Raw genomic sequence first — 23,832 nt, 5'->3', positions numbered from 1 at the left:
GGCGGCCTCAGCGGATGTTGTAGATGGAAGAGAGATCCACATCGTCAGCGACGTAGATATTGATTTTCTCGCCCTCGCGGATATAGACGATCGGCGGCAGGTTGATTTGTTTCTCCAGGATTTTTGCCGCCATATCCTTGCCGGTATCGGCGGTTTGCGAACCGACAATAACGTTGGCGGATTTGCTGCGATCCCCGGCGATGCGCAGGGCGTCATCGATTAGTGACACAAGAATTGCGCTGCCGATACGCGTGCCCCAGCGGTTATCCACTTTGCCGCTGATACCGGAAGCACCGAGGCGGCCGGTCGAGGGAGAATCTAGCTGGATCACTACGTCGTAAGGGGTAATCAGCCGGTCCCAGACCACGCCGAGGCGGCGATCACCGTTTTTCAGGCCGGTGTTGTACGCTCCGGTGACTTTGGTGCCTTTTTCAATCAGGAGAACGCGGGCATTGCTGGAATACACGTCTTGGGAAATGATGCAGGAGGCGAAACCTTCCTGTTCGGAGATGATATTGGTTTCCAGGACACAGGGAATCTTCGTCCCCTTGATCAGGGTGTAGTCGACGTCGCGCAGCAGTTTCGCCTGCCGGGTCGGCGGTGGCGGTTCTTCCGGTTTCTGCCGTTGCTGGTAACTGCCGACACCGGAAGCCAGGCGGCGTTCGTTCAGTGTCGGCCCGGTATTTTCCGGTTGTGCGTTTGGTGCCGCCTGGGCGATGGCAGGAGGTTCGGTGGCGGGCTGCGCTTCCGGCAACGGCGGTGGTGCTTCCGGAGCTTCTTCCGGTTCCGGCAATATCGGCAAATCAAGTTTGCCGATATTGTCCGGTGCAGCGACCAGGGTTTTTGCCGTCTTGTCCTTTTCCCTGCTGCCGAAACCCAGCGAGCCTTTGATGTACAGGAACAAGCCCACGATAACAGCGGCCACGATGACCAGCCCGGCCAGCACAAGGAGCATAATTTTCAGTGGCGAGATGCGGATACCTCCGCCGTTCAAGCCATTGTCATCGTCGCTGCCGCTGCCATTTCCAGCACCATTGCCGCCGACCCTGCCTACCGTACTCATGCGCCATCACCCCGCTCTTTTGCGTCAAGAACAGCAAGGCGCACGTCCAACGCTTGCGCATCATGCACATCCAGCCCGTGCAGGCGGCGGATCATGTCGGCTTCGCGGCGGCCGATGCGCCGCCCGTTCTCGCGGGCCCGGCGCAGGGATTGCAGGGTTTTGTCTTCGTTGTAGATGTTATAGCCGTATTCCATCATCGCCATTTCTTCCTGATCGACGTAATCGCCCATCCAGACATCGCCGGGGTCTTCGTCCGGCCTGAATTCCGGCAGTTTGCTGACCAGGGCTTCTTCTTCCGCTTCAAGCGGCAGGCCGTCCACGATTTTGTCGCCCAGGTAATCCACCACCCGCTGCCGCTCCTGCGGCGTGAGTTGTTCGGTGTGATCCAAGGCGTAACGGATCATCGCTTCGACCTCGCGGTTGCTTGCGGTCGGATTGAGGTTCTTTTTCATCATCGGGTGTATTCCTTTTGTCGTGTTGGGGTGTGTCGCGGGGACAGAGCGCTCAAAAAGGCGTCTTCCTTCTCGATACTGGCCTTTCCTGCCAGAGATGACAGCTTTTTTTCGTCCAGATGGAACCCCGCTGCTTGCGCAGAGCGGCGGATTAGCGCCATATCAAGCGCTTCCCCGCCTCGAGTCTGCTCGTACAGTTTGCGACCGGCCTCTCGCCCGGACAATCCTTGCAGGTCAATGACAGGGGCTTCGTGTGGCTGCCGGGCTGCTTCTTTTGCTGCCATGCTTTGCCGCACAAATTCCTCCGTCGCTGCCTTGATGCCATAGGCCTGCGCATAATCATTCCAGTCCATGCCGCGTGCCGCTTGCGCGTCCACCGGCGGCGTCAGCACGACCACACCGGGGTATCTATCCTCTACCTGTCGCGCAGCCTCGATCCCCGCGTTTTTCAGGCCCTTGTGCTCGTTGTGGATGTCGTTGTCGGCCGCGATGTACATCCGCGCAGTGGGGTACTTGTCATGCAGCTTGTCGGCAACGTAGGGCAGGTTGTTGGAATCAACGGCGGCCACCACCAGCATACGGTGGCCGGGCGCGGCCTGGGTCACCATCTGCCACACGGTTTCGGCGGTGGCGACGCCTTCGGCAATGAAGACCCGCTCAGGATTTTTACGGTCGCCGATGGGGTAGAAAGATCCCTGTTTCGGCGCTTGTGACATCATCCGCTTGTCGCCGTTGGGGGTGATGGTTTGCAGCGAGGTGATACGCTGCCCGTCCACCAGTGGCACAACAATGGTGCCGTCTGCCAGCCGCTTCATGCCGCTGTGGGACTGGATGCCTTTTTTGTTCAGGTAGGGTTCATCACCCCGCGCGTCCGGCAGTTGCGCGTAGGTGCGTTGTGCCAATGCGGATCGCTGCTCGCGGATGTGAGCCTCGATTTGCCGGGCGATGTCGGCAGTCTGCTGCTGCGTCGCTAGCGATACGCGCTGCACTTCGGGGGTCAGTTTGACGTGACTGCGGTTTGACCAGTTGATGCGTTCGGCGCTGGCGTAATTGATGGCGTAGGCACCAGTAGTGCCATCAGCGTTGTGGAAGATGCGGTATTCGCCGTCCTTGTCGCGACTGCTGCGCTCTTGCAGCGGCACACGGTGGCGCTTGCCTTCGCTGAGGTCAGCGTGCTGCATATCCAGTCCAATCAGGCTGGCGGCCGCGCGGAAGTCTTCCAGGGTCGCGCCCCCCGCCGTTTGGCTCAAATCCGGCACGAAGCGACGCAGTTGCGGCTGTTCTTCGAGATTCGGCGCAAACCAGGCTTTGTAGCGGTTGTCCCACACTGCGCCGAGTGCGACGGCTTCCTGCCGCTCGCGATAGGGCACGGCCAAAAAGGTTTTCTCAACGATGCCCAGCGCCTGCCGGGCTTCCTTTTGACTGATTTGTGCAAACATGACTTCCCGGAAGAAGTCGGACACTGGTGATGTTTGCGGTGTAGCTACTACCTCCGGCAGCGGCTCCGGTGTCTTGCTGCTTTGCTGCTCAATGATCTGCTCACGACTCTTGCCGGTCAGGAAACTTTGCACCGCCCCGGCATCCTTGAAGGCTTGCAGCATGGCCATTTCCAGTTCGGAGCCGGTCTTCGCCGCCCAGTGTTGCAGATAGGCTTCGGACTGGTTCGGCTCGAACGGCAGTCCCGTAGTCAGGGAAGTCAGGTAGGAAGAGAGTTCCGCGACCAGCTCTTCTTGCGCATATTCGGGGCTACCAAAACGGTTGGCCAACGGGCGGTTCAGACGGCTTTCATGTCCCGTCCAGTGTGCCAATTCGTGCAGGGCGGTGGCGTAATAGGCGGCTTCTGTATGGAAATCGCCCTTGTCCGGCAGGTAGATGGTGTCGTTGTTGATGCGGTAGGCAGGTTCGCCGCGCACGATTTTCGGATTGTGACGGGCGAGGATGTCGGCGAAGGCTTGCAAGTCAGGTTCGGTCTCGCGCTGCTTCACCTGAATGCGTGGCAAATCCGTCTGCTCGATGTTGAAGACGTGGTAATAACGCAGGGTGCGGCGGCTGTCTTTCTCGCCGTCAGGATTGATGGTTTCGTCTTCTTTGAAAAAAAGGATGCCGGTGCCTTTTTCATCCTTCCTGACTTTCCCGCCCATGTCGGTAATCTGCTTGAATGTCGCCCAGCGTGGGTCTTCGTAACCGGCAGCTTGGGCAATCAGGGCAAGGCGGATAATGTTGCGGCCGCTGTACATGCGGCCGCTGAGGGCGTTATGGGGCGCGACCAGTTGCTGCGCCTGCCATGATTTTTGCCACGGCGCGGTATTGTTCTTGATCGCCGTGATGACATCACGGATGAATTCTTCGTTGAAGCGTGCCTCACCGGTCAGCCGCTTTTCTTCATTCCCCGGCGCTTTCGTTTTCGTTGTTGCTCTGGGCATTGTTGTACACCTCCATCAGTTGTTCAATCTGCCGTTGTTGCGTGTCCGTCGCGTTGGTGGCTTGTGGCGGACGGCGGAAGATAGACGGTGCGTTTTCATCCACGGTACGCACTGTGCCTTTGACCGTCGTCTTGCTGTCGTTCTCGGCGCGGCCGCTCTTGTCGTTGCGGCGGATTTCCACCGCTTGATCGCCAAGGCGCAGGATCAGGTGGTTGTACACGCCATGTACGACCAAAACGCCGTTCTTTTCAGTGTGCTGGTTGACCAGGTTTGCCTTGTGCTCGCTGTCGAGTTCGTAGGCAACACCGCGTTTGGTGCCCTGATGGAAAGTCATGAAGGTGATCTTGCCGTTGTCCCAGACGCGGGTAGGTACAATGTCGTAAGCGTTGGCAGTGGCGCGATAGTCGTAATTGGTGTAGAGGTAGGTATCGGAGGTGGCGATCTCGCGGTTGCGCAGGACTTTCTTGTCATCGCGCGCCTGCTTGTTCTGCATGGCTTTGGCGTCGTGGTAACGCATCCGCATGGAATAAATCGCTCCAGCCTTATTCGGATGTCCTTCCCAGTTGTTGTTGCCGACGGTGACGGTGAAGAGGTAGGAACGTTTGTCGGTGTGGACTATCAGATTGGTCTGCGGCTGCGCGTCTTTGCTCTTGAAGACAAGGATGTGGTCTTTGACAACCTGCGCTTCCCAGGCGGCCTCAAAGCCGAAGGTGTGATATTCGATGATTTCATCCGGTTCAAAGATGATTTCCGAAGCAATCCCGGCGGCGGTCACAATGTTGGGAATCTTGTCCTGACCGTAGTCAACATAGGTAATCGGGCGGGCGTAAGCAGTGATCGCAACGGCGAGAAGCGGCAGCAGGGCAGTATGCGGTTTCATCATTGCGCCCCCTCCTTGGTTGTGGATTCCAGCACAGGCGGCTGGGCGACTTGATCAGGATCGAAGCGATAGGAAGTGACTTGGAAACCGAAGGGATTGATGTTACGGGCAGCTTCCTGCATGGCCAGATCGGTGTCGTAACCAAAAGTCATGGTGACGGTGCCGGTGGTCTTATCAAGAATGCGGCTGCCCTCGCGCACCAGCTTCTCAATCCGTGCCGTCATGGTGACGCCGTTGTCGCCGTCTTTGAACGGGGTCGGTGTACTCTGCGGCGAAAGGGAAATCACGTTGACTTCCAGCGTGCGCTTTGTCCCCATACGCTGCTCGATATTGTTCGGCGGCTGGAATTTGACGCGGTACTCGGCAAAGACACTGTCCGTAGAGAACAATTCCACCTTGCTGTACGCGTCACGGATGCTGTAATGCTGGTAGCTGTCGTGCAGGATGATGTACTGCTGCGCGAAGAATTTGTTGAGGGCTTCAGAGCCGGTGATGGCGCGGAGGTTGCCCGTTTCAAATTCGGCCAGCGAGGTAACCTCCGTCGGATAGCCGGTGTTTTTATCAACAATCAGGACTTTTACATCGGTAGTTTTCAACGGCAGCATGAAATAAATAGCACCAGACAAGCCCAGCGTCACCAGTAATGACAAGGCAGCGACCGTCCAGGCAACCCGCATGGATTTAATATTCTGCTCGTCTAGGCGCTCTTCAAATTTCTTCATCGTGGCAAACTCGCTCATGGCTTGGTAACCCCCTCAATCAGGCGCTGCGCTTCCGTCTTGCCGAAATGTTCCGGATTGACCGGATACCATTTCCCTTCTGGAAACACATCGGATTCATATTCCTTGACACTGGAACAGCCGCAGAGTTGCAGGCTTAACATCATGAATAGCAGGCATTTCATCTTCTTTTCTCCGATAGGGTTGTTTGTTTTCGATTTCCCTGATTATTATTCTGCTGACCTTCTTGCGGCTGTTTTCCTATTTTCCTTCCTCTTCCTTTAAATTTATGGAATTGGTCATAAATTGATGAATTGGCCCCCCGGTAACATTGCTAGTGCCAACCAATTACTAGCTAAATCACCCACTTTATCCATGATTTTTCCAAAGAACAGGCAAGCAAATAAGCATTTAAATGTTGCTCCCCATGTTAATGGATTTTCTGCATTAACATAAAACATGTCTTTAAATACATTAAGTAGAAATCCCCAAACCAGCATAACAGTAACAAAAGTAAACAAATATCCAATCGTACTTGAAAGCCATGAGGAGAACCAACTTCTAGTTTTCTCAAATGCAGCAAAAAAAACAAAAAGAGGCCCCATCGTGAGAGAGGCAAAAGCAAAAATTTTACTCGTCATTACCGTAAAGAAGGTAACAACAGCTAAATAACTTGCACCTGCCGCAATAATAAATAATTTAGTTATGGTGCTAATATAGTCTGCAACGACACTGAATGGATAATTGACTACATGCCAAATTCCTTTAGCTTTCTTTACCAGCCAGTTCCATCCCTTAACCCAGATTGAAGCATCGGGATCCTCCTCTTCTTCTTCGCCTCCTGTACCGGAAACGGTCAACCCTTCAACCGCCCGATCCAATACCTCACCGGCTTTGGTAAATACGCTTTCATCATCCGTACCACTAAGCTCTTTCCCTAGATTTGTGGTGGTTTCAATAAGCAGATCGGCAACAACTTCTTGATAATAACTTGGAGCAGTTGCCACACCTACAACAATGATCATCTTTATAAACAAATCCTTAAAAATAGGGATAAAAGAACCGGCTTCCAAGCCGGCCAAGATTAGATAGGAGCGATATAGAGCCCAAATGCTAAACCAACCGGCAGCCAGAATACTGATGCCACCCGTAATAACATTAATATTGGTAAAGAACATACGGAGGGAACTTAGTATGTTTGTTTCCAGAGAATGGAATACCCCTATAATCACTCCTTCTTCCATATTAACCTCTTACTTTCCTAATAGGCCGCTATAATCATTACCTCCTTTGGCATCAGAGGAAGCTGCACGGCGTTCTTTATTAAATTGTCTGATTTCTTCAGAACCAGATTTTGCCAATGATCTTTGTGCAAACATTTGTTGCCGGGTATTATTCAAATCACGGAAGGTTTGCGTCTGCTGTTGCAGGATGGCAATGCTGTTTGCTTCCAAAGAAATAGAGGCCTGCAGTTCGGCAATACTCTTCATGTCTTCAGTCTGTTTGATTTTTTCTGCCAGCTCCTCGATCTTTTTCAGCTTGTTTTCATATTGCTTATCCAGTTTGTCAATGTAATTCAGCATACTGACGTTGCTTAATACGCTGCTCTCGCACAGGGACTTGGTTACGTCGTCATCGCTGTCGCAGTTGATACCTTTGGCTCCTTTGCCAAGATAAGTAGCGCTTTTTTCCGCCAGTGAGCCGGTGTTGCCTTTCAGTAGGTCGCCAAAGGTGGTTTGCAGTTCTTCGTCCAGGCCGCCGAGTTTCATGACTTCACCAAAACCTTTGTCGCCGGTCATGGCTTTCACCTGCTTCTTCAACTCCACCAACTGATTTCTGGCTTCTTCCAGTTGTTTTGCCATCTCCGCCAGTTCTTTGACGGAATTCATGATGGATTGGGAAATGGCCGCGCCATCGATCACCGGAATGCCGCCCGCTTGTGCTGGTTGCAGGGCAATGGCGGCCAGTGTGGCAGCCAGTATCAGCCGCTTAGGCAGCGTTTTCATCGTCATCGTCGTCTTCTTCGCTTTCATAGAGGTTTTTCCCCACTTGGTTAATGGTTTGGTAGTAGTGTTCCAGCCAGTGCTCGCCGTGTTGCTCCATCAGCTTCTCTGAATGGCGGCTGCGCGCTTCGGAACCGGAAAGGACATCCACAGCGGCGATGCCGTGCATATCCAGCTTGCAGTGCGTCGTTTCGCTCTGGTACTTGACCAGGAACTCGCGACTGTTCACTCGCAGGTTCTTGATAATCTGGTATTCCTCTTCTTGCAGACCCAGGCTCGTCACATAGTCTTTGCGTTTGGCCTTCGGGTTGGGCAGGAAGATTTGGGTGGCGATTTGCTCGATGAAGCTATCCGGCACATATTTGAAGAAGTCAGAGGGTGCCTGTGTCGCATAGATGATGACGCCGTTCTGTTTGCGGATCGTGCGTTGTTTCTTGTCGATGTAGCTCACGAAATCGGGATCCTGGAACGGCCTCCAGGCTTCGTCGAAGTCAATCAGGACGGGCTTGCCGTCCAGGATCAGTTCAATGCGGTGGAAGAGGTACATCAGGATCGGGTTGCGGATTTCCTTGTTGTCGAGGAATTCGGTGTAATCGATACCGACGATATGCCCATCCATGCTGAAATTGTCTTCCGGGTTGTTGAATACCCACCTGTATTGACCATGCGTCCAGGCACGCAGTCTTTCCTTGACGCTGTTCTCACCGCCGATGAGATAGTTGGCAAAGGTCTCGATGTCGCGCAGATCCGGCTTGTTGGCCATGACTTGCTTGATAGCCACCTCAATCTGGTTCTTCTCCTCTGCTGTGGTCGTCTGCCCATCGTTGTTGAGGATGGACATGATCAGTTCGTGCAGGAAAGTGCGGTTTTTTTCGGTGTTTTCGAGATGGAAGGGGTTGAAGCCGGTGGGTTCCCCCATCCTGATTTTCGAGTAGCGGCCACCCATCGCGCGGACAAAGACCGATGAACCTTCATCACGTTCGAGGATGATCAGTTTCGGGCGGGGGTTGTAGCGTTGCGACTGGGCAAGGATGAAGCTCATCAGCACGGTTTTCCCCGCGCCGGTGCGGCCGGAGATGATGGCGTTTCCGGCCACCAGCTTGTCTTCGTCGTTGCTGCGTTTGTCGGTGTCGTGCAGGTTGAAATAGAAAACTTCGTCCGTGACGGTGCGGAACATCGCCAGCGCGCAGCCCCAAGGGTTGCCGTACTGCTTGCCCCGGTTTTGAACATGGTAGGGCATCATGTGCACAGCGTTGGTGGATGACACTTTGGCCGCGCGCGGGTGCAGGCGTGGATTGCCGGGCAGTTGCGCGAAATAGCTGTGAATTTTGGCGAGGCGGTTGACGGAAGCAGTAAAGCCGCAGTTGGAGAGCACGGGGATGGCCTCGGCAATGCGGTGGCGCAGAGTTTCGATGTCATCGGCCAGAAGCATCACCGACCAGGCGAAATCCCCAAAAACGAAACGGTCATCATGGACGCCTTGCAGGGCCTGTTCGAGGGCGGCAATGTCGCTGTCACTGGCATCATCGCCGGTGCCTTCCACACGGCGGCGTTCCCGCTTCAGCCAGCCGGCCGCCTCTGCCTTGTCGATGGGCATGAAGGCCTGGCTGACAATCATTTTCCACGGCAATTCAAAGAAGGGTTGCAGGATTCCCGCTTGGGTACTTTCGGGATATTCACTGATGGTGAGAACGGCGGCATATTCCCGCTTGCCGTCGTTCTCGATGCAGATGATTTCGTTGTTGCCGACTGAAAGCGTAGCCGTCGGTAGGTAATCCGAGATTTGCGCATTCATCACCGGCACGTCCTGCTCTTTCTGGTTGATCAGCAGGCCAAGGAAAGTCAGGATTTGTGAGAACAACACGCCGTTTTCCTTGCGGAAGGTGGACAGCACGCTAATTTGGTAATCGGTGAAATAATCCAGCACCAGGCGCTTCATCTTGCCCAATTCTTCTTCGGCTTGGCGCTCAAACACCCTGATTTGCTTGCGTGTGCTACTGTACAGCGACAGACCGCCGAGCTTGCGGATTGGGCGGTAGAGGACGGAAATAAAATATTCTGTCTTGATGACAGCGCTGCCCGCATAAATTTTCTTGCTGAGGTATTCGTCGTTCAGGTGGGCGGCGAAGGAACCGGGTTCAAAATCATCATCCAGTTCCGGGGTGTATTCGTGGCGGATGCAGTGCGAGTGGATGTAAAGGTTGTAGCGGTTCGGAGCGCGCATCTGCGTGAGCAGCCCGTTGATTTGGTGGATGCGATTGTCAATGTCGTCCTGATCCTTGCCGAGGTAGGTTGCCCCCTCGAGGCGGAAGCACATCATGTATGTCCCGCCTTTGACCTTGATGATGTCCGGCGTGATGTGCGTGGAGTAGGGAACGAGTTGATCCATGCTGTACAACATTGCTCAGTCCTTGTGCCGGATGGGCTTCGGCGGCAGAAAATAGGTGTTGTCAACCTTGTTCGGCAGCAGCCAGAGCTGCTCCCGCCGTTGCAGTCCCGCCATGCGCAGATACTGGTCATCCCGCTTGGTCAGCTCGCGCATGACAATCAGCGCGGGGATGGGAATCAACAGCAGGACGTAGGCGAGGCGGTCGAAAAAAAGGGAAAGGAACATGCTGGCGGAAACGATCGGCACCGTCGCCACGACGAACGCCATCAGCGGTACACCAAGCAGCATGGGTGGACGGGTTGCCCCGCGCGAGAGCGGGGCTGTAGTCCTTTCAATATCTGTATCTGTCATGCGCCAAAAATCAGGTTGATGACTTCGGTTACAGAGAGGAAGACGGCAGCGCCGACAAACCAGTTCATCAGGTCTGAAAAGCGTTTACGGCCAGACATGATTTCGAGGGCACCCCAAAAGCCGACGACGCCGGCAATAACACGGCCAAGCAGTTTCAGGCCGTTGACAATCTGCTCGCCGACGGAAACCGCCTTTTGCGCCCATGCCTGTGCGTGGGCGGGTTCGGCCAATACGAGCAGGACAAGAGCACTGAGCGCGAGGAGGCGCAGGTGTTTGGCGGTAATAGGGTGGGTGGTATTGGTTACTTGCATATATCCCCTTGATATATCAGTTGATGATGAACGCCCGGCTATTTGTGGGCTAAACTTGATGACAATCGACGTGCTAACAGACTTTGCTTCTTGGCGATGGTTTTACTGCCTCCTTGCCCGCTTTTCTTGGCTGGTATTGTTCTGGGAAAAATTTGAATCGGTGTGTTGGCGTCGGTGCGCGCCGAGGCGACATTGATAACGGTGCCGTTGTTGAAATGGCGCTGCACCTTAGCAACATAGCCATGTGAAAAGCCGGTACGGGGATTGCCGCTGTAATAACAGGAGTAGGCGCGATCCCAGGCGGCATGCTGTGCATAACAGGCGGCAAGGATGCGGCTGCCTGCGTTGAGGTTGGCACAGCGATCAAAGAGGTTGGCATCCGTCAGGCCGTAGGCAGCGAAGTTGACCTTATTGACTTGGGCGATACCTACGGAATAGTTGATTCCCCGGCTGCGCAATTCCTGCACCAGCGCCAAGGCTTCTGTGGCGTTGCGAGGCTGGCGGTTCAGGTAGTGTCCGACCACGCCGACAGCAAACGGGTTCCCCGCCGATTCAACGGCAACAACTGCCTGCATATGGGCAGGTTCAACGGCAACGGGGCATCCGAGAAACTCAAACATCGCTACTGTCCGCCTTCAAATCCGATTCCAGCATGGCCTTGATCACTTCATCGTTTGGGTAGATATCGGGACGCATCTCAGATGGCGTTACTGCCCCGTCTGTTATCTGAAAAATGCCGAGTACCCGTTCTGCCGGGATGCGGAGCTTGCACCAGCCATAAACCGCTTGAGTTGTCACACCGAAAGCATCGGCGATCATCTGTACAGAACCATTCTTCTGACGAAGATAAGTTTTCAGGTCCATTCGTCTCTCTAAAACAAAGAATTTCTTTGCTTTAAGGGTAAATTAGTAATGAATAAAAAGCAAAACTTTTTTTACCCTTTCATAAAATGCGGGTTTTTCTATCGGAGCAAAATCCGCAATGGAGTCAAAGTTTTCAACACATCTGAAAAAGGCCTACGCCCGACGCGGCGAGGATACCGGACGCGGTTTTCCTCTCTTCCTCTCGCAACGCTTTGGCGTAACAACGCAAGCTGCGCGTGAATGGCTGAAAGACAAGAATTACCCGCGCATTGAGATACTGATCGCGATGGCAGCAGACCTCGGCATCACTGTGGATCAGTTGTTGACAGGGGAAGGGGGGCAGGTCAGGGTTGGATTGTTGCCGCTACTGGCCAGTTTGAGTGATGCGGCAAAAATGGATACAAAACAGACACCTGATGCCCAGGGTATTGCAGTTGAGGCATGGATCCCTTCTCTGCGTCCGCAAGAAAGTAAGGTTCGCATGAAAACGCCTCGTGTTGCTGTAAAGCAGACAGGGGACACCATGATAGCGACGGGAATATCTTTCCCGGAGGGAATGCTGCTGGTTTTCGATATCACCCGACGGCATCCGGACAGTGGGGATTTTGTCGCAGCGACATTGGGGGATGGCAGCGCCACATTCAGGCGTTTTATTCAAGAAGGCGGTATGGAATATTTGATGCCTATTAACCGGGCATACGAGAACTACCGTGGGGAATTCAAGGTATTCGGCACATTGGATTATGCCGTGCTGGACTTTTAGTCAAATGTGCATGATTGGCAGGTAGTCCACCCGTCTTTGTCGTCAACAGCAAGGTGGGTTTATCATTTCACCCGCTGCCGTGGGGAAGCAAAAGTAAACAAACCCCCGGCTTTCAACGGGGGAAACTGAAAAGGGCTATTTGGGCGTATAGTTAGCATTTGGGGAAAGTCAAGATAATGCTGCGCTACCCCAAACTTGGTTTTCAGATTTTGGGCTTTTCTGTTTTAGTTTTGTCCATCGCTTTCCGTATAGCGTTGAAATAACGTGCATCATCAAGAGCCAAATGAAGAATACCAACAGTGTAGTCATAATATAAGTTTAATTCTGCATCTTTACCATTACGGCAAATATCCCAGCTATCGGTACTGGTGCACCAACGTATACTCCCAATAGAATCAGAACTTGGGACACCATATTTCTGCACAGCAGAATCTTTCAGCATTTTTACATTTTCTTCAGTATAGGGTAAGCCATATTCGATTCTGTCAGCTACCAGAACGTCCATCTTGTCATGCCATGCATCCGGAATAAAATGGACTTTGACTTTGTGATTGCCTTTTTTCCATTGGATTTCTCTGTCTTTTTTTCCCTCTTCTTTCGTGACGTCACCGTCACTCATCTCCAAAGAGGTTTTGATCGCGGCTTTGATTTCTTGTTCGGTCATCCCAAGTTTCATACCGGCGATGTCAAATTGGGCGACATCGTAGGTGGGCGTTTTCTTTTCGGCGAAAACAGGGGAGAAGGTCAGAGTCAATGCTGCGGCAAGCAGGACTTTTTTCATGGGGGTTTCCTTGTGTTATAAAAAATCAGGTGGGGGGCAGCGTAGTAGTTTCAGGAGCTAGGGACAAGAATATAACGAACCATTGTCTAAATCCTTACATAGATGGGCTGGGAAGATACCAGTAATAATAACCAAGCCCGATGCAAATCCAGGTAATCAGGGGGATGACAATAAAAAAGATAGTGGGGAAATAGATATAGTAATAAGGAAAGTCTATGTCAAAAAACCATAGGAACGGGAAAGCGACAAGCCAAAGCGCTGTGACAAAAAGGAAAATCAGGGTAAGAAATACGAAATACCAGCCAAAGAAAGCATTGAAACCATGCGCCTTCCAGGGCTTCATATAAGCCGCCCAGCCGGTTTTTATGCCTTCCACGATGGCGATAAAGTCGTCCAATAATCCAAATGTTTCTAGAATGGCAATGGTGGATATACCAATGGCGAATGCACAAGCAATAGTTATCGCGAAGCCATCAAGATAATTTAGACCATACCATCTTTCTTCTCTCATTTTCATCTTCCTGAAAATATTGGAATTTCCATAGTAAACAGGTGTTTCTTCTTTGACAAGTATCCCTTATATTCGTATCCCATCACCTTGTTTACAAAAGAAAAGCCGGAAATCAATCCGGCTTTTTCGTCCCTGCGGCGTGGCGCGGCATTACTCAATGTGGGATCCGATTTCTTTGCTTCCCTGGAAGATTGTGGTCTTGTGGACAATGCTGCACCCGGGAATCCACTCTTTATCTTCACGACACGAAAATCCACGTTCAAAACGAACATTGCCGTTATTGTCCACGATACGCCGCAAGCTCTGTTCGCGAAAGGTGAATTCACCATCCGCAGTGGCTTGACCATTATCACCAACAGCGCAGGACGAGAAGGGCGGTAGAGGAGCTTTGCCTTTGCGTAAGCGCTTACGGTAAGCCTTGCGGGCGCTTTCGCAGCCTGAAGGAAAACCGGCTGGCAAACATAGCCAAATCTGACAATCGGCTGACACATTGCCATCATTTTTGACTTGCGGAATCTGAGATTGCTCACTTTTGTCTTCTTTGGCTGCCGTTTTTCCTTTATCCGCAAGTTTTGCTTCTGCTGCCCGAGTTGCGGTTTTGAGCTTGGTATCCAGGCATTCATGCACCTGCTGATACTTGTCTCCCCCTTTGGCGCGGCAGTCATCAACGGTTGCTGCTGTCGGCTTGTTTATGGTCGCGGCAAAAGCCGTATCAGGTGCAACGACGCCGACCAGTGCCAGTGCGGCCAATGCAGTCATAAAAGGACTTTTTTTATACATGGGAACTCCATTGTGCGGTTTGAGATATTGCCTGTATCCACATGATTTCTAATGACTAAATCAGGGATGACGAGAAATATAATACAGAAAAACCTTGTTATAAACAAAGAAGTTCTTTACTTAAAAGGTTTCTTATCGCATCATCACAAAGTAAATCTTTATGAACGGAGGTCATCCGGGTGAAAATGCTGAAAATTGAGGACTTGATGGATAGGCTGCACTTCGGCAGGACAACGATCTACCGCCTGATCAGCAACGGCTTTTTCCCGCGTGGTCATGGCGATGGGCGTTACCGTCGCTGGTCAGAAGCAGAGATCGACGCATACACAATCCTGTTGTGGGATGTTCCGCATGAGTTGCCAAATGGTATTCACGCAGAAACGGTTGAGAGGTTAAGGGAAATGGCGACTGCGGCAAAAACCGTAGTCAATTCAACCCAACCCAACATGGAGTAAAGCTCATGGAAAATAAACATGAACAATCACTGGATCTTGCACTGGCCATCTCGGAAGCTCTCGATATCGCATTGGATCACCCTGACAGGAGGCTTGATCCAGTCATGTCCGGAGTGCTGTTGGCCTACATCAAGGAGAGGCTGCTCAATCAAGATGAAGAGATCGATCGCTTGCGCGGCAAGATTAGACGCTGTCACGCCAAGCGTAAACAACGTGGATCGGTAAATCATAAGTAATGGAGGTCTGCAGCCTGCTTCGGTGGGCTGCCTTTGCGGAGGACAAATGAAAAGTTTGAACAGGGTTGAATTGATTGGCCACTTGGGCGGCGATCCCAATATGCGTTATTCCCAGAAAGGTGATGCAGTCGCTTCGTTTTCCATTGCCACATCGGATTCTTGGACGGATCAGCAAACCGGGCAAAAGCGTGAAAAAACCGAGTGGCACCGTTTGGTGGCATTCGGCAAGATGGCGGAAATCATCGGTCAGTATTGCAGGTCCGGCCACCGCCTGTGGATTGAGGGAAAACTGGAAACCAGCAAGTACACAGATCCGGAAGGCATAACGCGTTACAGCACACAAATCATCGTTAATGACCTGATTTTCCTGAACAGTGCGGACAAAAATCAGGGGAATGGGCAGCAACAACGTCCTGCAATTCAGTCACGCCCGCCACAGCCGCCGCAGAACAATGATTATGGCGATGCCTACGCCGCAGCATCCGGCGGCACGATGCGAGATAGTGGCGGGACAAATCAGCAGGACTGCGGGGATTTTGACGATGACATTCCCTTCTGATCCTGCGCTGCAATCAAACAATCTCCAAACGAAACCCCAATGCCTTGATTACCCGAAACAAGGTATCTGCGCTGGGATTACCGTCGGCAGAAAGTGCTTTATACAGATTCTGTCGCGTCAGGCCGGTTTTTTCGGCCACATCGGTCATCTTTTTGGCACGCGCCACGTCCCCCAAGGCTTTTTGCAGACCTTTCAGGCCGTTTTCTTCATAGGAAATCTGCAAATGCAGGCGGTAATGTGCTTCGTCTTTCAGCAATTCCGCCACGTCATAGGGCGTGATTTCGCAGTCTTCTTTTGTAATGACGATTTCGTTTTCTTCGTACATCATTTACTCCTGTTCCAACCGGTTAAGTATCATTTTTACAGCCTTGATGTCGCGAGTTTGGCTGCCTTTATCGCCACCCAGCAGCAACAGCAGAAGTTCTTGCTGCCGGATGGTGTAATAGAGGCGGTAGCCTTTGCCAAAAGTCAGACGCAACTCGCCGAAATCGCCGAACCATTTGTGATCACCGAAATTTCCCTTTCTAACCCGGTCAAGACGGGCGTCAATACGGGAAATTACCTGCCCAGGCTGTTTTTCAAGCCACTTCAGGAAGATTCTGGTTTTTACAAGGCGGTAAGTCTTCATGGCTTTATTGTCTTTTGTAAAAGACACTTCGTCAAGTATTTTTGTCGCTTACACTTGACATTTTTTGCGTTTGAGCGGTATAGTCCACTCATCGCGACACACAAAGCCGCGATCGGGATTGGAACCCCGTCAGTACAGAAGCGCACCGGCGCTGACAAGCGCTATTTTTGTGTCCCTTTTCAATGGCAGTGTGCGTGGGAGAACCTTCGGGTTCGCCGTTTCTTCTGTAGCGGTAGTTCCAATCCCATGTACGCTGTCGCCCTCGATTGGAACCGAGACGACAGTCATCCGCTTTTACAGAAGGAGACTGCCATGTCTGCATCTACTACGGTGGTGCTCGAATGCACCAATTCCGCCGAATTCTACCGCGCCATCGATTGCGTCAAAGCTCTGAATGAAGTGCTTGGCATCGTGGCCGATCATCCCAGCCGCCAGCCTTCCCCCGACACTCTTTGCATCCTGCACACCCTGCTGGACGATTTTTTGGCCAAAATCCTTGATGGTGTCGAGGAAATTGAAGTCGTGGATCACGGCGACGAAGAAAATCCCCTGCGCAGTTTCATCCTCGATGACGGCGAGGACGCAGAAACCTGTGAACTGCTGGATATTGACGACATCAAGGACATCCTGATCGATGCTGCCAAGCGCCACGCCGCCGATTTGTCGCTGACCAGTGACTGCACTTACAGCAAGGGTTTGACCGCTCATGAATTTGTCCTGGGCGACACCCGCCGCCCGATCCGCATTGACCTGAACCTCAACAGCCACGACCCGCACGGTGCCGTTGATATTGCCCTACTGACAGGTGCCGCGCATATCTCCCTCACCCTCTTCCGTCGGGCGGAAAATCCGGCCAAGTACCTAAAAGACTGGCTGACGGCTGCTCTGCGCCTCATTGCCAAACATGAACCGGATGCCTGGGCGGACACGCAAGACCGGTCATGTAAGGGGGCACTCGCCAGCCTGTACCGCGCCGAAGAAGCTGAATCACCCTCTGTTGTGCTGGATAGCACGGGAGATGTCGCATGAAGAAGCTGTATGAAGTCATGGGTGATACCGCCCAAGAGCGGAAACAGCCCGATGAAAAACAATTGCGGTTATTTGCCGTCGCCAACCTAACTGACTATTACCACATCCTGCCAAGTGAGAAGTCCGTAACGGTAACGCTTTCACGGGATGAAATGGCCGCTATTTTGCAGGCTTATGATTATGGCATTAACGCCTGTGATGATGAAGGTAAGCGCTATTTAGATTGCGTTATCACTAAAATTAAACAGTCTATCCATCCATAGGAGAAGGCGTAATGAACCCGCAAATACAGATTGAGGGAAATGCAATGAAGGAATATCACCGTATCTCCATCCCTTTTGAACATGAGGTTGTGATTTATCTTAATGATGCTCACAACGCCAAACCATATTATTGGGTGATAAAAGCAGAAGAAATGGTTTTGCTGGATAGTCGGCACTTCAATTTACACTACGAGGAAATCTTCCTGGCAGTTGGTGACGCGTTAGACTTTGTGCGGTCACAAAGCTATGGCAGATGCAATACTGATTATCCACCGGATATTCATGTCGCATTTATAGATTACTGCAATGATCTTCAAGAGTTGAAATCACTGTTTCCTCCTGTTATCGCTGGAAAAACTAACTAAGGGGTAGTATGTATGTTATCAGAAACAGAAAGTGTTGGTAAAGCATTACTTTTAGCAATTACGATAGGATTCGGTCAAATGGCTCTAATTTTATTTCTCTACATGATGAGTATTCTGTATAAAAAAGATTGCTCCGACTCGAAAAACCAACTGAATTCAGAAGATAATCTAACATCTGAAGATAAACCTAGCATAAGAAATAAACTAAATTCATATCGTGGAAGATCCAACATAGAGCGCATTAGGTAGGAAATTATATGGCTAACTTTTTTTTCAATTTATCAATAATATTTATGATAGCGTGTTCCATTATGGTGCTTGAATATTATTTTAGACATGATTGGAGTACAAAAGGCCCCGAGAGGAGCATGTTCCATTTCTATCTTATATCAACATTTTTGTCTATGGGCGTAGCTTATGTACTTAGTTTTTTCGTTGTCGTCCCCAAAACTGAAGCACAGCTCTGGCAGGAATATAAAACGGCGAATGGGTGCCAAGTGATTTCTATCGATGACAGCAGTTTTTTCCGCTCGGCCAAGGTTACCTACCGATGTGCGACGGGCAAAACCTTCGTCAAACGGGAATCCCATCCCATGCGATCCGACAACTGACGATGTTCATGCAAGGCGCGGCAGACCCCAAACAGCCGTACACCTACGCTGACTTTGACTACAACGGCATCTATCATGTGCCGGTCAAGGCAGACGGCAGTGTCTATCTCGCGCCTATCCGTTTGTCGGATATTTTTGAAGTCATAGGACGAGGGACAGATGATGAAGGCACGCACTATCACATCATCCGTTACGGCGATAACGAACATTGCATCATCCCGCGTGGCGATGTCGGCACAAGCGAAGGCTGGCGTTATCTGCGCAATGTCATCAATGTGCCCTCTGCCCGCCGCAAACTCGACTTGCTGACCGAGTATATCCAGACTGAAGCAATGAAACCGGAGGTCATGGCGGCAGAATGGCGGATAACCGACGTTGCCGGTTGGCATGACGACGCCTATATCCTGCCGAATGGCGACATCATCGGCGACAACGAACGCCTCTATTTCAGCGGCAAAATCGGCTACAACAAGCGTATTGGCTACAAAAGCGGCGGCAGCCTGGAAGAATGGCAGGAGCAGATTGGCCGCTACGCCGTTGGCAACAGCCGCATATGTCTGATGTTGGGGGCAGCCTTTGCCGCGCCGCTGCTGGGCCTCCTAAATCTCGATGGCGGCATTCTTCACATCTTTGGCCAATCAAGCAGCGGCAAGACAACCATTCAACGTATAGCGCAATCGGTGTGGGGACATGGCCGCGACACCGGCGAGAACTGGAACACCACCCCCTACGCTCTTTTGAACAATGCCGCCGCGCGTAACGACGGTCTGCTGGCGCTGGACGAAATGGGCGAGGACGCGACTGGCAAGGCGGTAGATCAAAGCATCTACACGCTGGCCAATGGCAAAGGCCGCGCACTGGGTGCCAAGGATGGGGGCAACCGCGCCGAGATCCGCTTTCGGACGCTGACGGTATCCACTGGCGAAACCACGCTGGAATCCCATCTGAGCAAGCACGGCAAAATCACGATGGCCGGCCACATGGTGCGTTGCTTGTCTATTCCGCACGGCCTCGACAACCATCACCAATTCCCTGACTTCCGCGCCTTCACACAGCACATGAACGGCGCGGTTTGCCACTATTACGGCAGCCCCGGCCGCGCTTTCGTTCGACACCTGCTGGCCGACAAGAATGTTCGCGACACCCTTGCCAGGCGCTTTGCCGGACGGCTTGAAGCCCTGCAACGCGATTATGTCGTTAATGACCAGATGGCACGGGCGGCGCGGATGTTTGCGGTGGCGATAGTCGCCCTGGAATTGGCCTGCGAATGGAATCTGACCGGATTTGCCGCCGCAGACGCAATGGACGGCATCAACCGCTGCTTTGCCGACTGGCTAGGCATGCAACCGCGCTCGGAATCCTACGAATCCATGCAAATCCTGCGCGCCGCCGGGGACTTCATGCAGACGCAAGACCCCTACTTCCTCAATCCGGAAAATCCCCCGCTCTACCCCTTTTCCAAACCTTTCCCCGGCTACGTCAGGCGCGGGACTTACGATACTGACGAAGATCTCTACTACGTCCTGCCGCAAGAATTCCGGGAAAAGATCGTGCAGGGTTTTGAAGAGAAGAAAGTCAAGGAAGAATTGTATAAGGCGGGATGGTTACTGCGCGACGAAACGAACGATCGCTGGACAACCCAACTCTACGGTAAGGATCCGGCCACCGGGCGGCGCAAGCGCCTGGGTTACTTTCTGGTTTTCCGGGGCATCTCGCCGCCCACGGACACCGAGACCTGATCCCACCCTGCCAGAGCAGAAAAAATCATGCTACAAATGACATTGACAGCAGGGCAGCAACGGCACGAACGCAGTGCCTGTATCTGCCATTGGCGGATGACGCAGGGCTTGCACCTGTTTCAGGGGGAAACCGGGGTTATCCGCAGCGGCAAAACCGGTTTTTCCGGCGCACTGATCGACTACCGCCCTGAAGAGGGTCCGGCACGAGCAAAATTTGCACACCGCAACATGAACACACGCGAAAAATGATAATCAGAGACAAAAAAAGACACTTGGGGAACTGCTCATGAAATAAGCAGGGAACCCACTCAAAAAACTGCCAAAACCCCGCAGTGAAAAAAATCCAATAAAAACAGAAGCTGGTCAACTCAACCAACTACGCTCCAACTACGCCAAACTCAGGCGTTGAGTTGGAGTTTTTTATATTTATTTCAATATGTTATAAGGGATAAACTACAAACTCTGATGATTTTGCAGTTTTTCCACCTGTATACTCGCAGAAAGCTATATTTAAAAAACTAATATACAAACGTTACTATTTTTTCGATGCATTGGAACCTCTTTCTTCCCGGCCATACCGTTCTTTCAGGCCATCAAGAAAATCCGCCCATTCCTGCATCATCTTCCGCCGCTGCGGCAAATACTTGGCGTGGTTGTAGGCGGCCGCCGTATCGTTGCGTTCCAGGTGGGCAAGCTGGGTTTCGATCCATTCGCTGGCATAGCCCGCTTCATGCAGGGCGGTCGAGGCTGTCCCGCGAAAACCATGCGGCGTAATGACTGCGCCGTCGTACCCCAAGCGCCGCAGGTAAAGATTTAGAGTATTGGCACCAATGATTCCTTCATCCCGCACCGGGCTTGGAAACAAATAACCATCGGAGCCAATCAAGGCCATCCGTTCACGCAGCATGACGACAACCTGCCTGGGGAGCGGCACCAGGTGAGGCGACCGCATCTTGCATACCTCGACCGGCACCCGCCAAAGGGCATCATCGAGGTCAATATCCCGTCCATGCATGTGCCGCAGCTCGTGTTTCCGGACAAAGAGATAGGGCAGCATTCTGAGCGCCGTCACAACCGACAGTGATGTTCCGCCATTCCCCCGCTCAATATCGGCCAGGAGACGCCCCAGGAGGCGTTTATCCTCAATATGCGGGTGATGGCGTATCCTCTTCACCTTGACCAGCCGTCTGCTCGCCTGGGATGGGTCATAAGTCAGGCCATAACGCACCACACCATCCGTATAGACCTTTGATACTACCCCCCTGACTTTTTTAGCCAATGCTTCATGCCCGGCATCATGCAGCGGCAACACAATGTCCCTGATTTCTTGCGGCGTGATCTTGTCAAGGGGGCGATTGACCAATGCTTTGAGGTGCCTTTCGTAGGTTTGGCGGCGGAAGTACAGCGTGGTCGCTGTCAGCTTGCCGGTATCAATAGCAAAGAGCGTCTCAAACGCCTCGCCAAAAGTGATCGATGCCCCTGCAACCTCTTTCGACTTCGCAAACGGATCGATTCCTTCTTCCAGACTGGCCTGAGCATCTGCCGCCTGTTGCCTTGCCTTTGCCAACGTAACGCCGGGATACGCCCCCAATGGACGTTCCTGCCGTTTGCCCTCAAACGTATAGCGCAGATACCAGCGCTTGGATTTCTTTGCCACCCGCAAATACAGACCATTTTGGTCAGTCAACTTGTAGGGCTTGTCCTCCTTCTTCGCCTGTTTGATTTTCATATCCGTCAACATGGTGTTCTCCATCAAATGTTTCCAGGCATCATACGAAATTCCCCAGAAAATTCCCCAATAAATCAGGGATGATAAGGAACACTGAGAAACGGATACGGATAAAAATGCTGTTAAATCAATGCCTATCGAAAGCAGCCGGAACGGTCAGAAACACTTACGAACATCGTTGTTTATCCCGCTTGGCGAAGTCAGTGTTTATAGTCAATGCTCTTAATCCTTCATACAAATCTTCCCTGAATATTGCGCAAATGCGGAAAGATTGGCGTAAATGTTGTATGAAAAAATAAGCTGATTAGCTATATCTCGCTTGACGGAGCCAGTGTTTACGCCGCTTGGTGGGGGCAGTGTTTGCGCCGCTTGGTGGGGGCAGTGTTTGCGCCGCTTGGCGGGGTCAGTGTTTATCCCGCTTGGTGGAGTCAGTGTTTATCCTGCTTGGCGGACGGAGATTGGTTAGTTCGCGGGATAAGTGATGCGCAAGGTATCCAGCAATTTGGCCATATCCGCAGGGAGCGGGCTGGTGTAGGTGTGCTCGCTATCGTCCGCCGGGTGGTACAGGGTGAGGGCGGCCGCGTGCAGGGCTTGGCGCGGGAAGTTGATTAGGGCTTGGCGGATGTCAGCCGGGATGCCTTTGCCGGGTGGGTTGGCGAGGCCGTAGAGCGGGTCGCCGACCAGCGGGTTGTGTTGCGCGGCGAGGTGGACGCGGATTTGGTGGGTGCGGCCGGTTTCAAGGTTGACGCGCAGCAGGGTGGCGATGTCGCCGTAGCGTTCTTCGATGCGGTAATGGGTTACGGCATCTTTGCCGTCCTCACGGATGGTCATTTTCAGGCGGTCGCGCGGGTGGCGCCCCAGCGGCTGGTCGATGGTGCCGCCGGCGGTGATGTAGCGATAACAGAGGGCGAGGTAAGTGCGCCCCATGCTGCGTTCTTGCAGCTGACGCACGAGGTGGGCGTGGGCGCGCAGGTTGCGGGCGATAACGAGCAGGCCGCTGGTGTCTTTGTCGAGGCGGTGCACAATGCCGCCACGCGGCAGTTGCGCCGTTTCGGGAAAGTGGTGCAGCAGGGCGTTCAGCAGGGTGCCGTCGGGATTGCCCGCCGCCGGATGGACGACCAGTCCGGCCGGTTTGTCGATAATGATGATGTCGGCGTCGGCATGAATGATGTTGAGCGGAATATCCTGCGAAGAGGCGGCAGTTTCGGTATCCACGGCGATTTGCGCGCGGACGTTGTCGCCTGGATAGACGTGGTCTTTGGCGCGGGCGGGATTACCGTTTATCTGCACAAGCCCGGCCTTGATGCTCGTCTGCCAGCGGCTGCGCGAATAATCAGGAGCGATATGGGCAAGGAACTGGTCAAGTCGCCAGCCACGGATGTCTTCGTCAGCGGTACAGTTGAGCGTGTAGGGTTCTGTTGTCATGGTGTTTATAATGCGGTTTTTTCAAAATCTTGGAGCGAACAATGCCGCGTATGCAGAAAATTCTTCTCAGTTTGGGTCTCTTGGGCGGCTTGTCAGCCTGCTCGTCATGGGAGCAGGACGAAACGCTAAATTGGAGTGCCGAAAAACTCTATCAAACCGCCAAGGCTGAAATGAAAGATGGCGCTTACAGCAGCGCCAGCAAACATTATACCAAGCTGCTTGCCCGCTACCCGTTCGGGCAAATCGCGCAACAGGCGACGCTAGATTTGGCTTATTCCTATTATCGCGACGGTGAGACCGAAAAAGCGCAGGCGGAGATCGAGAACTTCATACGTACCTATCCGCAGCATCCTTATATTGATTATGCCTACTATATGCGCGGCGTCTTCGCTTACGAAAAGGACGTGAGTATTTTTGACCGTCTGAATCCTATCAACCTTGCGCAAACCGATCCGCAGCCGCTCAAACAGGCGTTTAACTATTTCGACGAATTGGTGCGCCGC

The 23,832-nt window shown here is 52.5% G+C and carries 31 protein-coding genes (1 of these 31 running past the window's edge); 11 read left to right on the top strand and 20 right to left on the bottom strand.

Annotated elements, in window-relative coordinates; genetic code table 11:
- Positions 1-7 precede the first annotated feature (7 nt).
- From virB10 to DY250_RS10570, 13 genes are all read right to left on the bottom strand, one after another.
- Entirely contained in the window at positions 8-1,063 is a 1,056-nt protein-coding gene (gene virB10 / locus DY250_RS10625; RefSeq protein ID WP_115612264.1) for a type IV secretion system protein VirB10, read from the bottom strand.
- Positions 1,060-1,515, bottom strand: coding sequence for a hypothetical protein (locus tag DY250_RS10620; protein WP_147293513.1), 456 nt, complete (start codon positions 1,513-1,515; stop codon positions 1,060-1,062). The genes virB10 and DY250_RS10620 overlap by 4 nt, the downstream gene beginning before the upstream one ends.
- A complete protein-coding gene (locus tag DY250_RS10615; RefSeq protein ID WP_115612262.1) occupies positions 1,515-3,938 on the bottom strand; it encodes a zincin-like metallopeptidase domain-containing protein in 2,424 nt (807 codons plus the stop codon). The genes DY250_RS10620 and DY250_RS10615 overlap by 1 nt, the downstream gene beginning before the upstream one ends.
- The gene (locus tag DY250_RS10610) at positions 3,898-4,821 is read right to left on the bottom strand and encodes a TrbG/VirB9 family P-type conjugative transfer protein (protein WP_115612261.1); all 924 of its coding nucleotides are present in this window, start codon (positions 4,819-4,821) and stop codon (positions 3,898-3,900) included. Before DY250_RS10610 ends, DY250_RS10615 begins: the two co-directional genes overlap by 41 nt.
- The gene (locus tag DY250_RS10605) at positions 4,818-5,558 is read right to left on the bottom strand and encodes a VirB8 family type IV secretion system protein (protein ID WP_115612260.1); all 741 of its coding nucleotides are present in this window, start codon (positions 5,556-5,558) and stop codon (positions 4,818-4,820) included. The genes DY250_RS10610 and DY250_RS10605 overlap by 4 nt, the downstream gene beginning before the upstream one ends.
- Positions 5,555-5,722 (bottom strand): hypothetical protein, encoded by a 168-nt coding sequence (locus DY250_RS14070; protein WP_172542337.1) that lies wholly within the window; start codon positions 5,720-5,722, stop codon positions 5,555-5,557. The genes DY250_RS10605 and DY250_RS14070 overlap by 4 nt, the downstream gene beginning before the upstream one ends.
- Positions 5,723-5,836: 114 nt before the next feature.
- A complete protein-coding gene (locus tag DY250_RS10600) occupies positions 5,837-6,781 on the bottom strand; it encodes a type IV secretion system protein (protein ID WP_115612259.1) in 945 nt (314 codons plus the stop codon).
- Positions 6,782-6,790: 9 nt separating this feature from the next.
- Positions 6,791-7,570, bottom strand: coding sequence for a type IV secretion system protein (locus DY250_RS10595; RefSeq protein ID WP_115612258.1), 780 nt, complete (start codon positions 7,568-7,570; stop codon positions 6,791-6,793).
- The gene (locus tag DY250_RS10590; RefSeq protein ID WP_115612257.1) at positions 7,527-9,941 is read right to left on the bottom strand and encodes a VirB4 family type IV secretion/conjugal transfer ATPase; all 2,415 of its coding nucleotides are present in this window, start codon (positions 9,939-9,941) and stop codon (positions 7,527-7,529) included. The genes DY250_RS10595 and DY250_RS10590 overlap by 44 nt, the downstream gene beginning before the upstream one ends.
- A gap of 3 nt (positions 9,942-9,944) precedes the next feature.
- On the bottom strand, positions 9,945-10,280 hold the full coding sequence (locus DY250_RS10585; protein ID WP_115612256.1) for a VirB3 family type IV secretion system protein: 336 nt from the start codon (positions 10,278-10,280) through the stop codon (positions 9,945-9,947).
- A complete protein-coding gene (locus DY250_RS10580; protein WP_115612255.1) occupies positions 10,277-10,591 on the bottom strand; it encodes a TrbC/VirB2 family protein in 315 nt (104 codons plus the stop codon). The genes DY250_RS10585 and DY250_RS10580 overlap by 4 nt, the downstream gene beginning before the upstream one ends.
- Before the next feature lie 38 nt (positions 10,592-10,629).
- Positions 10,630-11,211, bottom strand: a complete 582-nt coding sequence (locus DY250_RS10575; protein WP_115612254.1) for a lytic transglycosylase domain-containing protein — start codon at positions 11,209-11,211, stop codon at positions 10,630-10,632.
- Positions 11,204-11,455, bottom strand: coding sequence for a transcriptional regulator (locus tag DY250_RS10570; RefSeq protein WP_006984780.1), 252 nt, complete (start codon positions 11,453-11,455; stop codon positions 11,204-11,206). The genes DY250_RS10575 and DY250_RS10570 overlap by 8 nt, the downstream gene beginning before the upstream one ends.
- 118 nt (positions 11,456-11,573) lie before the next feature.
- Here DY250_RS10570 and DY250_RS10565 point away from each other — a divergent pair, with 118 nt between their 5' ends.
- Complete coding sequence (locus tag DY250_RS10565) at positions 11,574-12,218, top strand: S24 family peptidase (RefSeq protein WP_006984781.1); 645 nt, start codon at positions 11,574-11,576, stop codon at positions 12,216-12,218.
- A 202-nt stretch (positions 12,219-12,420) separates the two neighbouring features.
- Here DY250_RS10565 and DY250_RS10560 read toward each other — a convergent pair whose 3' ends face one another.
- From DY250_RS10560 to DY250_RS10550, 3 genes are all read right to left on the bottom strand, one after another.
- Positions 12,421-12,999 (bottom strand): hypothetical protein, encoded by a 579-nt coding sequence (locus DY250_RS10560; protein ID WP_115612253.1) that lies wholly within the window; start codon positions 12,997-12,999, stop codon positions 12,421-12,423.
- 94 nt (positions 13,000-13,093) lie between these two features.
- A complete protein-coding gene (locus tag DY250_RS10555) occupies positions 13,094-13,510 on the bottom strand; it encodes a hypothetical protein (protein ID WP_115612252.1) in 417 nt (138 codons plus the stop codon).
- A 150-nt stretch (positions 13,511-13,660) separates the two neighbouring features.
- Positions 13,661-14,290: a hypothetical protein gene (locus tag DY250_RS10550; protein WP_147293512.1), complete on the bottom strand. Its 630-nt coding sequence runs from the start codon at positions 14,288-14,290 to the stop codon at positions 13,661-13,663.
- A gap of 185 nt (positions 14,291-14,475) precedes the next feature.
- Between DY250_RS10550 and DY250_RS10545 the strand changes: the two genes are divergently transcribed.
- From DY250_RS10545 to DY250_RS10535, 3 genes are read left to right on the top strand one after another with little or no spacing between them, the layout of a single operon-like run.
- Positions 14,476-14,745, top strand: a complete 270-nt coding sequence (locus DY250_RS10545; RefSeq protein ID WP_006984786.1) for a helix-turn-helix transcriptional regulator — start codon at positions 14,476-14,478, stop codon at positions 14,743-14,745.
- Positions 14,746-14,750: 5 nt separating this feature from the next.
- Positions 14,751-14,981, top strand: a complete 231-nt coding sequence (locus tag DY250_RS13795; protein WP_006984787.1) for a hypothetical protein — start codon at positions 14,751-14,753, stop codon at positions 14,979-14,981.
- A 46-nt stretch (positions 14,982-15,027) separates the two neighbouring features.
- The gene (locus DY250_RS10535) at positions 15,028-15,540 is read left to right on the top strand and encodes a single-stranded DNA-binding protein (RefSeq protein WP_115612249.1); all 513 of its coding nucleotides are present in this window, start codon (positions 15,028-15,030) and stop codon (positions 15,538-15,540) included.
- Between the two features lie 13 nt (positions 15,541-15,553).
- On the opposite strand, the gene DY250_RS10530 is transcribed toward DY250_RS10535, so the two are convergent.
- Positions 15,554-15,865, bottom strand: coding sequence for an addiction module antidote protein (locus DY250_RS10530; RefSeq protein ID WP_115612248.1), 312 nt, complete (start codon positions 15,863-15,865; stop codon positions 15,554-15,556).
- Positions 15,866-15,868: 3 nt separating this feature from the next.
- Positions 15,869-16,168: a type II toxin-antitoxin system RelE/ParE family toxin gene (locus DY250_RS10525; RefSeq protein ID WP_115612247.1), complete on the bottom strand. Its 300-nt coding sequence runs from the start codon at positions 16,166-16,168 to the stop codon at positions 15,869-15,871.
- A 312-nt stretch (positions 16,169-16,480) separates the two neighbouring features.
- Here DY250_RS10525 and DY250_RS10520 point away from each other — a divergent pair, with 312 nt between their 5' ends.
- The 6 genes from DY250_RS10520 to DY250_RS13790 all read left to right on the top strand — a co-directional run bounded on the left by DY250_RS10520 (position 16,481) and on the right by DY250_RS13790 (position 20,424).
- On the top strand, positions 16,481-17,197 hold the full coding sequence (locus DY250_RS10520; RefSeq protein WP_147293511.1) for a hypothetical protein: 717 nt from the start codon (positions 16,481-16,483) through the stop codon (positions 17,195-17,197).
- The gene (locus DY250_RS10515; RefSeq protein WP_115612245.1) at positions 17,194-17,460 is read left to right on the top strand and encodes a hypothetical protein; all 267 of its coding nucleotides are present in this window, start codon (positions 17,194-17,196) and stop codon (positions 17,458-17,460) included. Before DY250_RS10520 ends, DY250_RS10515 begins: the two co-directional genes overlap by 4 nt.
- Before the next feature lie 11 nt (positions 17,461-17,471).
- On the top strand, positions 17,472-17,825 hold the full coding sequence (locus DY250_RS10510) for a hypothetical protein (RefSeq protein WP_115612244.1): 354 nt from the start codon (positions 17,472-17,474) through the stop codon (positions 17,823-17,825).
- A gap of 257 nt (positions 17,826-18,082) precedes the next feature.
- Positions 18,083-18,436 (top strand): hypothetical protein, encoded by a 354-nt coding sequence (locus tag DY250_RS14065; protein ID WP_172542335.1) that lies wholly within the window; start codon positions 18,083-18,085, stop codon positions 18,434-18,436.
- A 2-nt stretch (positions 18,437-18,438) separates the two neighbouring features.
- Positions 18,439-20,175 (top strand): DUF927 domain-containing protein, encoded by a 1,737-nt coding sequence (locus tag DY250_RS10505; RefSeq protein WP_172542333.1) that lies wholly within the window; start codon positions 18,439-18,441, stop codon positions 20,173-20,175.
- A 27-nt stretch (positions 20,176-20,202) separates the two neighbouring features.
- Entirely contained in the window at positions 20,203-20,424 is a 222-nt protein-coding gene (locus tag DY250_RS13790; RefSeq protein WP_147293510.1) for a hypothetical protein, read from the top strand.
- A 286-nt stretch (positions 20,425-20,710) separates the two neighbouring features.
- Here DY250_RS13790 and DY250_RS10500 read toward each other — a convergent pair whose 3' ends face one another.
- Together DY250_RS10500 and rluD are read right to left on the bottom strand one after the other, a co-directional pair.
- On the bottom strand, positions 20,711-21,928 hold the full coding sequence (locus tag DY250_RS10500; protein WP_115612242.1) for a tyrosine-type recombinase/integrase: 1,218 nt from the start codon (positions 21,926-21,928) through the stop codon (positions 20,711-20,713).
- Positions 21,929-22,366: 438 nt separating this feature from the next.
- Positions 22,367-23,329 (bottom strand): 23S rRNA pseudouridine(1911/1915/1917) synthase RluD, encoded by a 963-nt coding sequence (rluD, locus tag DY250_RS10495; RefSeq protein WP_115612241.1) that lies wholly within the window; start codon positions 23,327-23,329, stop codon positions 22,367-22,369.
- A 50-nt stretch (positions 23,330-23,379) separates the two neighbouring features.
- Here rluD and DY250_RS10490 point away from each other — a divergent pair, with 50 nt between their 5' ends.
- Positions 23,380-23,832, top strand: partial view of an outer membrane protein assembly factor BamD gene (locus DY250_RS10490; protein WP_115612832.1) — the 5' portion only. It continues 369 nt past the right edge of the window; 453 of the gene's 822 nt are visible here — the first part of the coding sequence; its start codon is at positions 23,380-23,382; its stop codon lies off the right edge, out of view.

Origin of the sequence: Cardiobacterium valvarum, assembly GCF_900460955.1 — a bacterium.
GTDB lineage: Bacteria > Pseudomonadota > Gammaproteobacteria > Cardiobacteriales > Cardiobacteriaceae > Cardiobacterium > Cardiobacterium valvarum.
The sequence above is the reverse complement of the archived record's forward strand: the minus strand, read 5'-3'. Positions and strand labels throughout refer to the sequence as shown.

What these genes read in the sequence shown, in the direction of transcription:
- virB10 (WP_115612264.1), bottom strand. Translation starts at nt 1,063, where the DNA reads ATGAGTACGGTAGGCAGGGTCGGCGGCAATGGTGCTGGAAATGGCAGC.
- DY250_RS10620 (WP_147293513.1), bottom strand. Translation starts at nt 1,515, where the DNA reads ATGAAAAAGAACCTCAATCCGACCGCAAGCAACCGCGAGGTCGAAGCG.
- DY250_RS10615 (WP_115612262.1), bottom strand. Translation starts at nt 3,938, where the DNA reads ATGCCCAGAGCAACAACGAAAACGAAAGCGCCGGGGAATGAAGAAAAG.
- DY250_RS10610 (WP_115612261.1), bottom strand. Translation starts at nt 4,821, where the DNA reads ATGATGAAACCGCATACTGCCCTGCTGCCGCTTCTCGCCGTTGCGATC.
- DY250_RS10605 (WP_115612260.1), bottom strand. Translation starts at nt 5,558, where the DNA reads ATGAGCGAGTTTGCCACGATGAAGAAATTTGAAGAGCGCCTAGACGAG.
- DY250_RS14070 (WP_172542337.1), bottom strand. Translation starts at nt 5,722, where the DNA reads ATGAAATGCCTGCTATTCATGATGTTAAGCCTGCAACTCTGCGGCTGT.
- DY250_RS10600 (WP_115612259.1), bottom strand. Translation starts at nt 6,781, where the DNA reads ATGGAAGAAGGAGTGATTATAGGGGTATTCCATTCTCTGGAAACAAAC.
- DY250_RS10595 (WP_115612258.1), bottom strand. Translation starts at nt 7,570, where the DNA reads ATGAAAGCGAAGAAGACGACGATGACGATGAAAACGCTGCCTAAGCGG.
- DY250_RS10590 (WP_115612257.1), bottom strand. Translation starts at nt 9,941, where the DNA reads ATGTTGTACAGCATGGATCAACTCGTTCCCTACTCCACGCACATCACG.
- DY250_RS10585 (WP_115612256.1), bottom strand. Translation starts at nt 10,280, where the DNA reads ATGACAGATACAGATATTGAAAGGACTACAGCCCCGCTCTCGCGCGGG.
- DY250_RS10580 (WP_115612255.1), bottom strand. Translation starts at nt 10,591, where the DNA reads ATGCAAGTAACCAATACCACCCACCCTATTACCGCCAAACACCTGCGC.
- DY250_RS10575 (WP_115612254.1), bottom strand. Translation starts at nt 11,211, where the DNA reads ATGTTTGAGTTTCTCGGATGCCCCGTTGCCGTTGAACCTGCCCATATG.
- DY250_RS10570 (WP_006984780.1), bottom strand. Translation starts at nt 11,455, where the DNA reads ATGGACCTGAAAACTTATCTTCGTCAGAAGAATGGTTCTGTACAGATG.
- DY250_RS10565 (WP_006984781.1), top strand. Translation starts at nt 11,574, where the DNA reads ATGGAGTCAAAGTTTTCAACACATCTGAAAAAGGCCTACGCCCGACGC.
- DY250_RS10560 (WP_115612253.1), bottom strand. Translation starts at nt 12,999, where the DNA reads ATGAAAAAAGTCCTGCTTGCCGCAGCATTGACTCTGACCTTCTCCCCT.
- DY250_RS10555 (WP_115612252.1), bottom strand. Translation starts at nt 13,510, where the DNA reads ATGAGAGAAGAAAGATGGTATGGTCTAAATTATCTTGATGGCTTCGCG.
- DY250_RS10550 (WP_147293512.1), bottom strand. Translation starts at nt 14,290, where the DNA reads ATGTATAAAAAAAGTCCTTTTATGACTGCATTGGCCGCACTGGCACTG.
- DY250_RS10545 (WP_006984786.1), top strand. Translation starts at nt 14,476, where the DNA reads ATGCTGAAAATTGAGGACTTGATGGATAGGCTGCACTTCGGCAGGACA.
- DY250_RS13795 (WP_006984787.1), top strand. Translation starts at nt 14,751, where the DNA reads ATGGAAAATAAACATGAACAATCACTGGATCTTGCACTGGCCATCTCG.
- DY250_RS10535 (WP_115612249.1), top strand. Translation starts at nt 15,028, where the DNA reads ATGAAAAGTTTGAACAGGGTTGAATTGATTGGCCACTTGGGCGGCGAT.
- DY250_RS10530 (WP_115612248.1), bottom strand. Translation starts at nt 15,865, where the DNA reads ATGTACGAAGAAAACGAAATCGTCATTACAAAAGAAGACTGCGAAATC.
- DY250_RS10525 (WP_115612247.1), bottom strand. Translation starts at nt 16,168, where the DNA reads ATGAAGACTTACCGCCTTGTAAAAACCAGAATCTTCCTGAAGTGGCTT.
- DY250_RS10520 (WP_147293511.1), top strand. Translation starts at nt 16,481, where the DNA reads ATGTCTGCATCTACTACGGTGGTGCTCGAATGCACCAATTCCGCCGAA.
- DY250_RS10515 (WP_115612245.1), top strand. Translation starts at nt 17,194, where the DNA reads ATGAAGAAGCTGTATGAAGTCATGGGTGATACCGCCCAAGAGCGGAAA.
- DY250_RS10510 (WP_115612244.1), top strand. Translation starts at nt 17,472, where the DNA reads ATGAACCCGCAAATACAGATTGAGGGAAATGCAATGAAGGAATATCAC.
- DY250_RS14065 (WP_172542335.1), top strand. Translation starts at nt 18,083, where the DNA reads ATGGCTAACTTTTTTTTCAATTTATCAATAATATTTATGATAGCGTGT.
- DY250_RS10505 (WP_172542333.1), top strand. Translation starts at nt 18,439, where the DNA reads ATGTTCATGCAAGGCGCGGCAGACCCCAAACAGCCGTACACCTACGCT.
- DY250_RS13790 (WP_147293510.1), top strand. Translation starts at nt 20,203, where the DNA reads ATGCTACAAATGACATTGACAGCAGGGCAGCAACGGCACGAACGCAGT.
- DY250_RS10500 (WP_115612242.1), bottom strand. Translation starts at nt 21,928, where the DNA reads ATGGAGAACACCATGTTGACGGATATGAAAATCAAACAGGCGAAGAAG.
- rluD (WP_115612241.1), bottom strand. Translation starts at nt 23,329, where the DNA reads ATGACAACAGAACCCTACACGCTCAACTGTACCGCTGACGAAGACATC.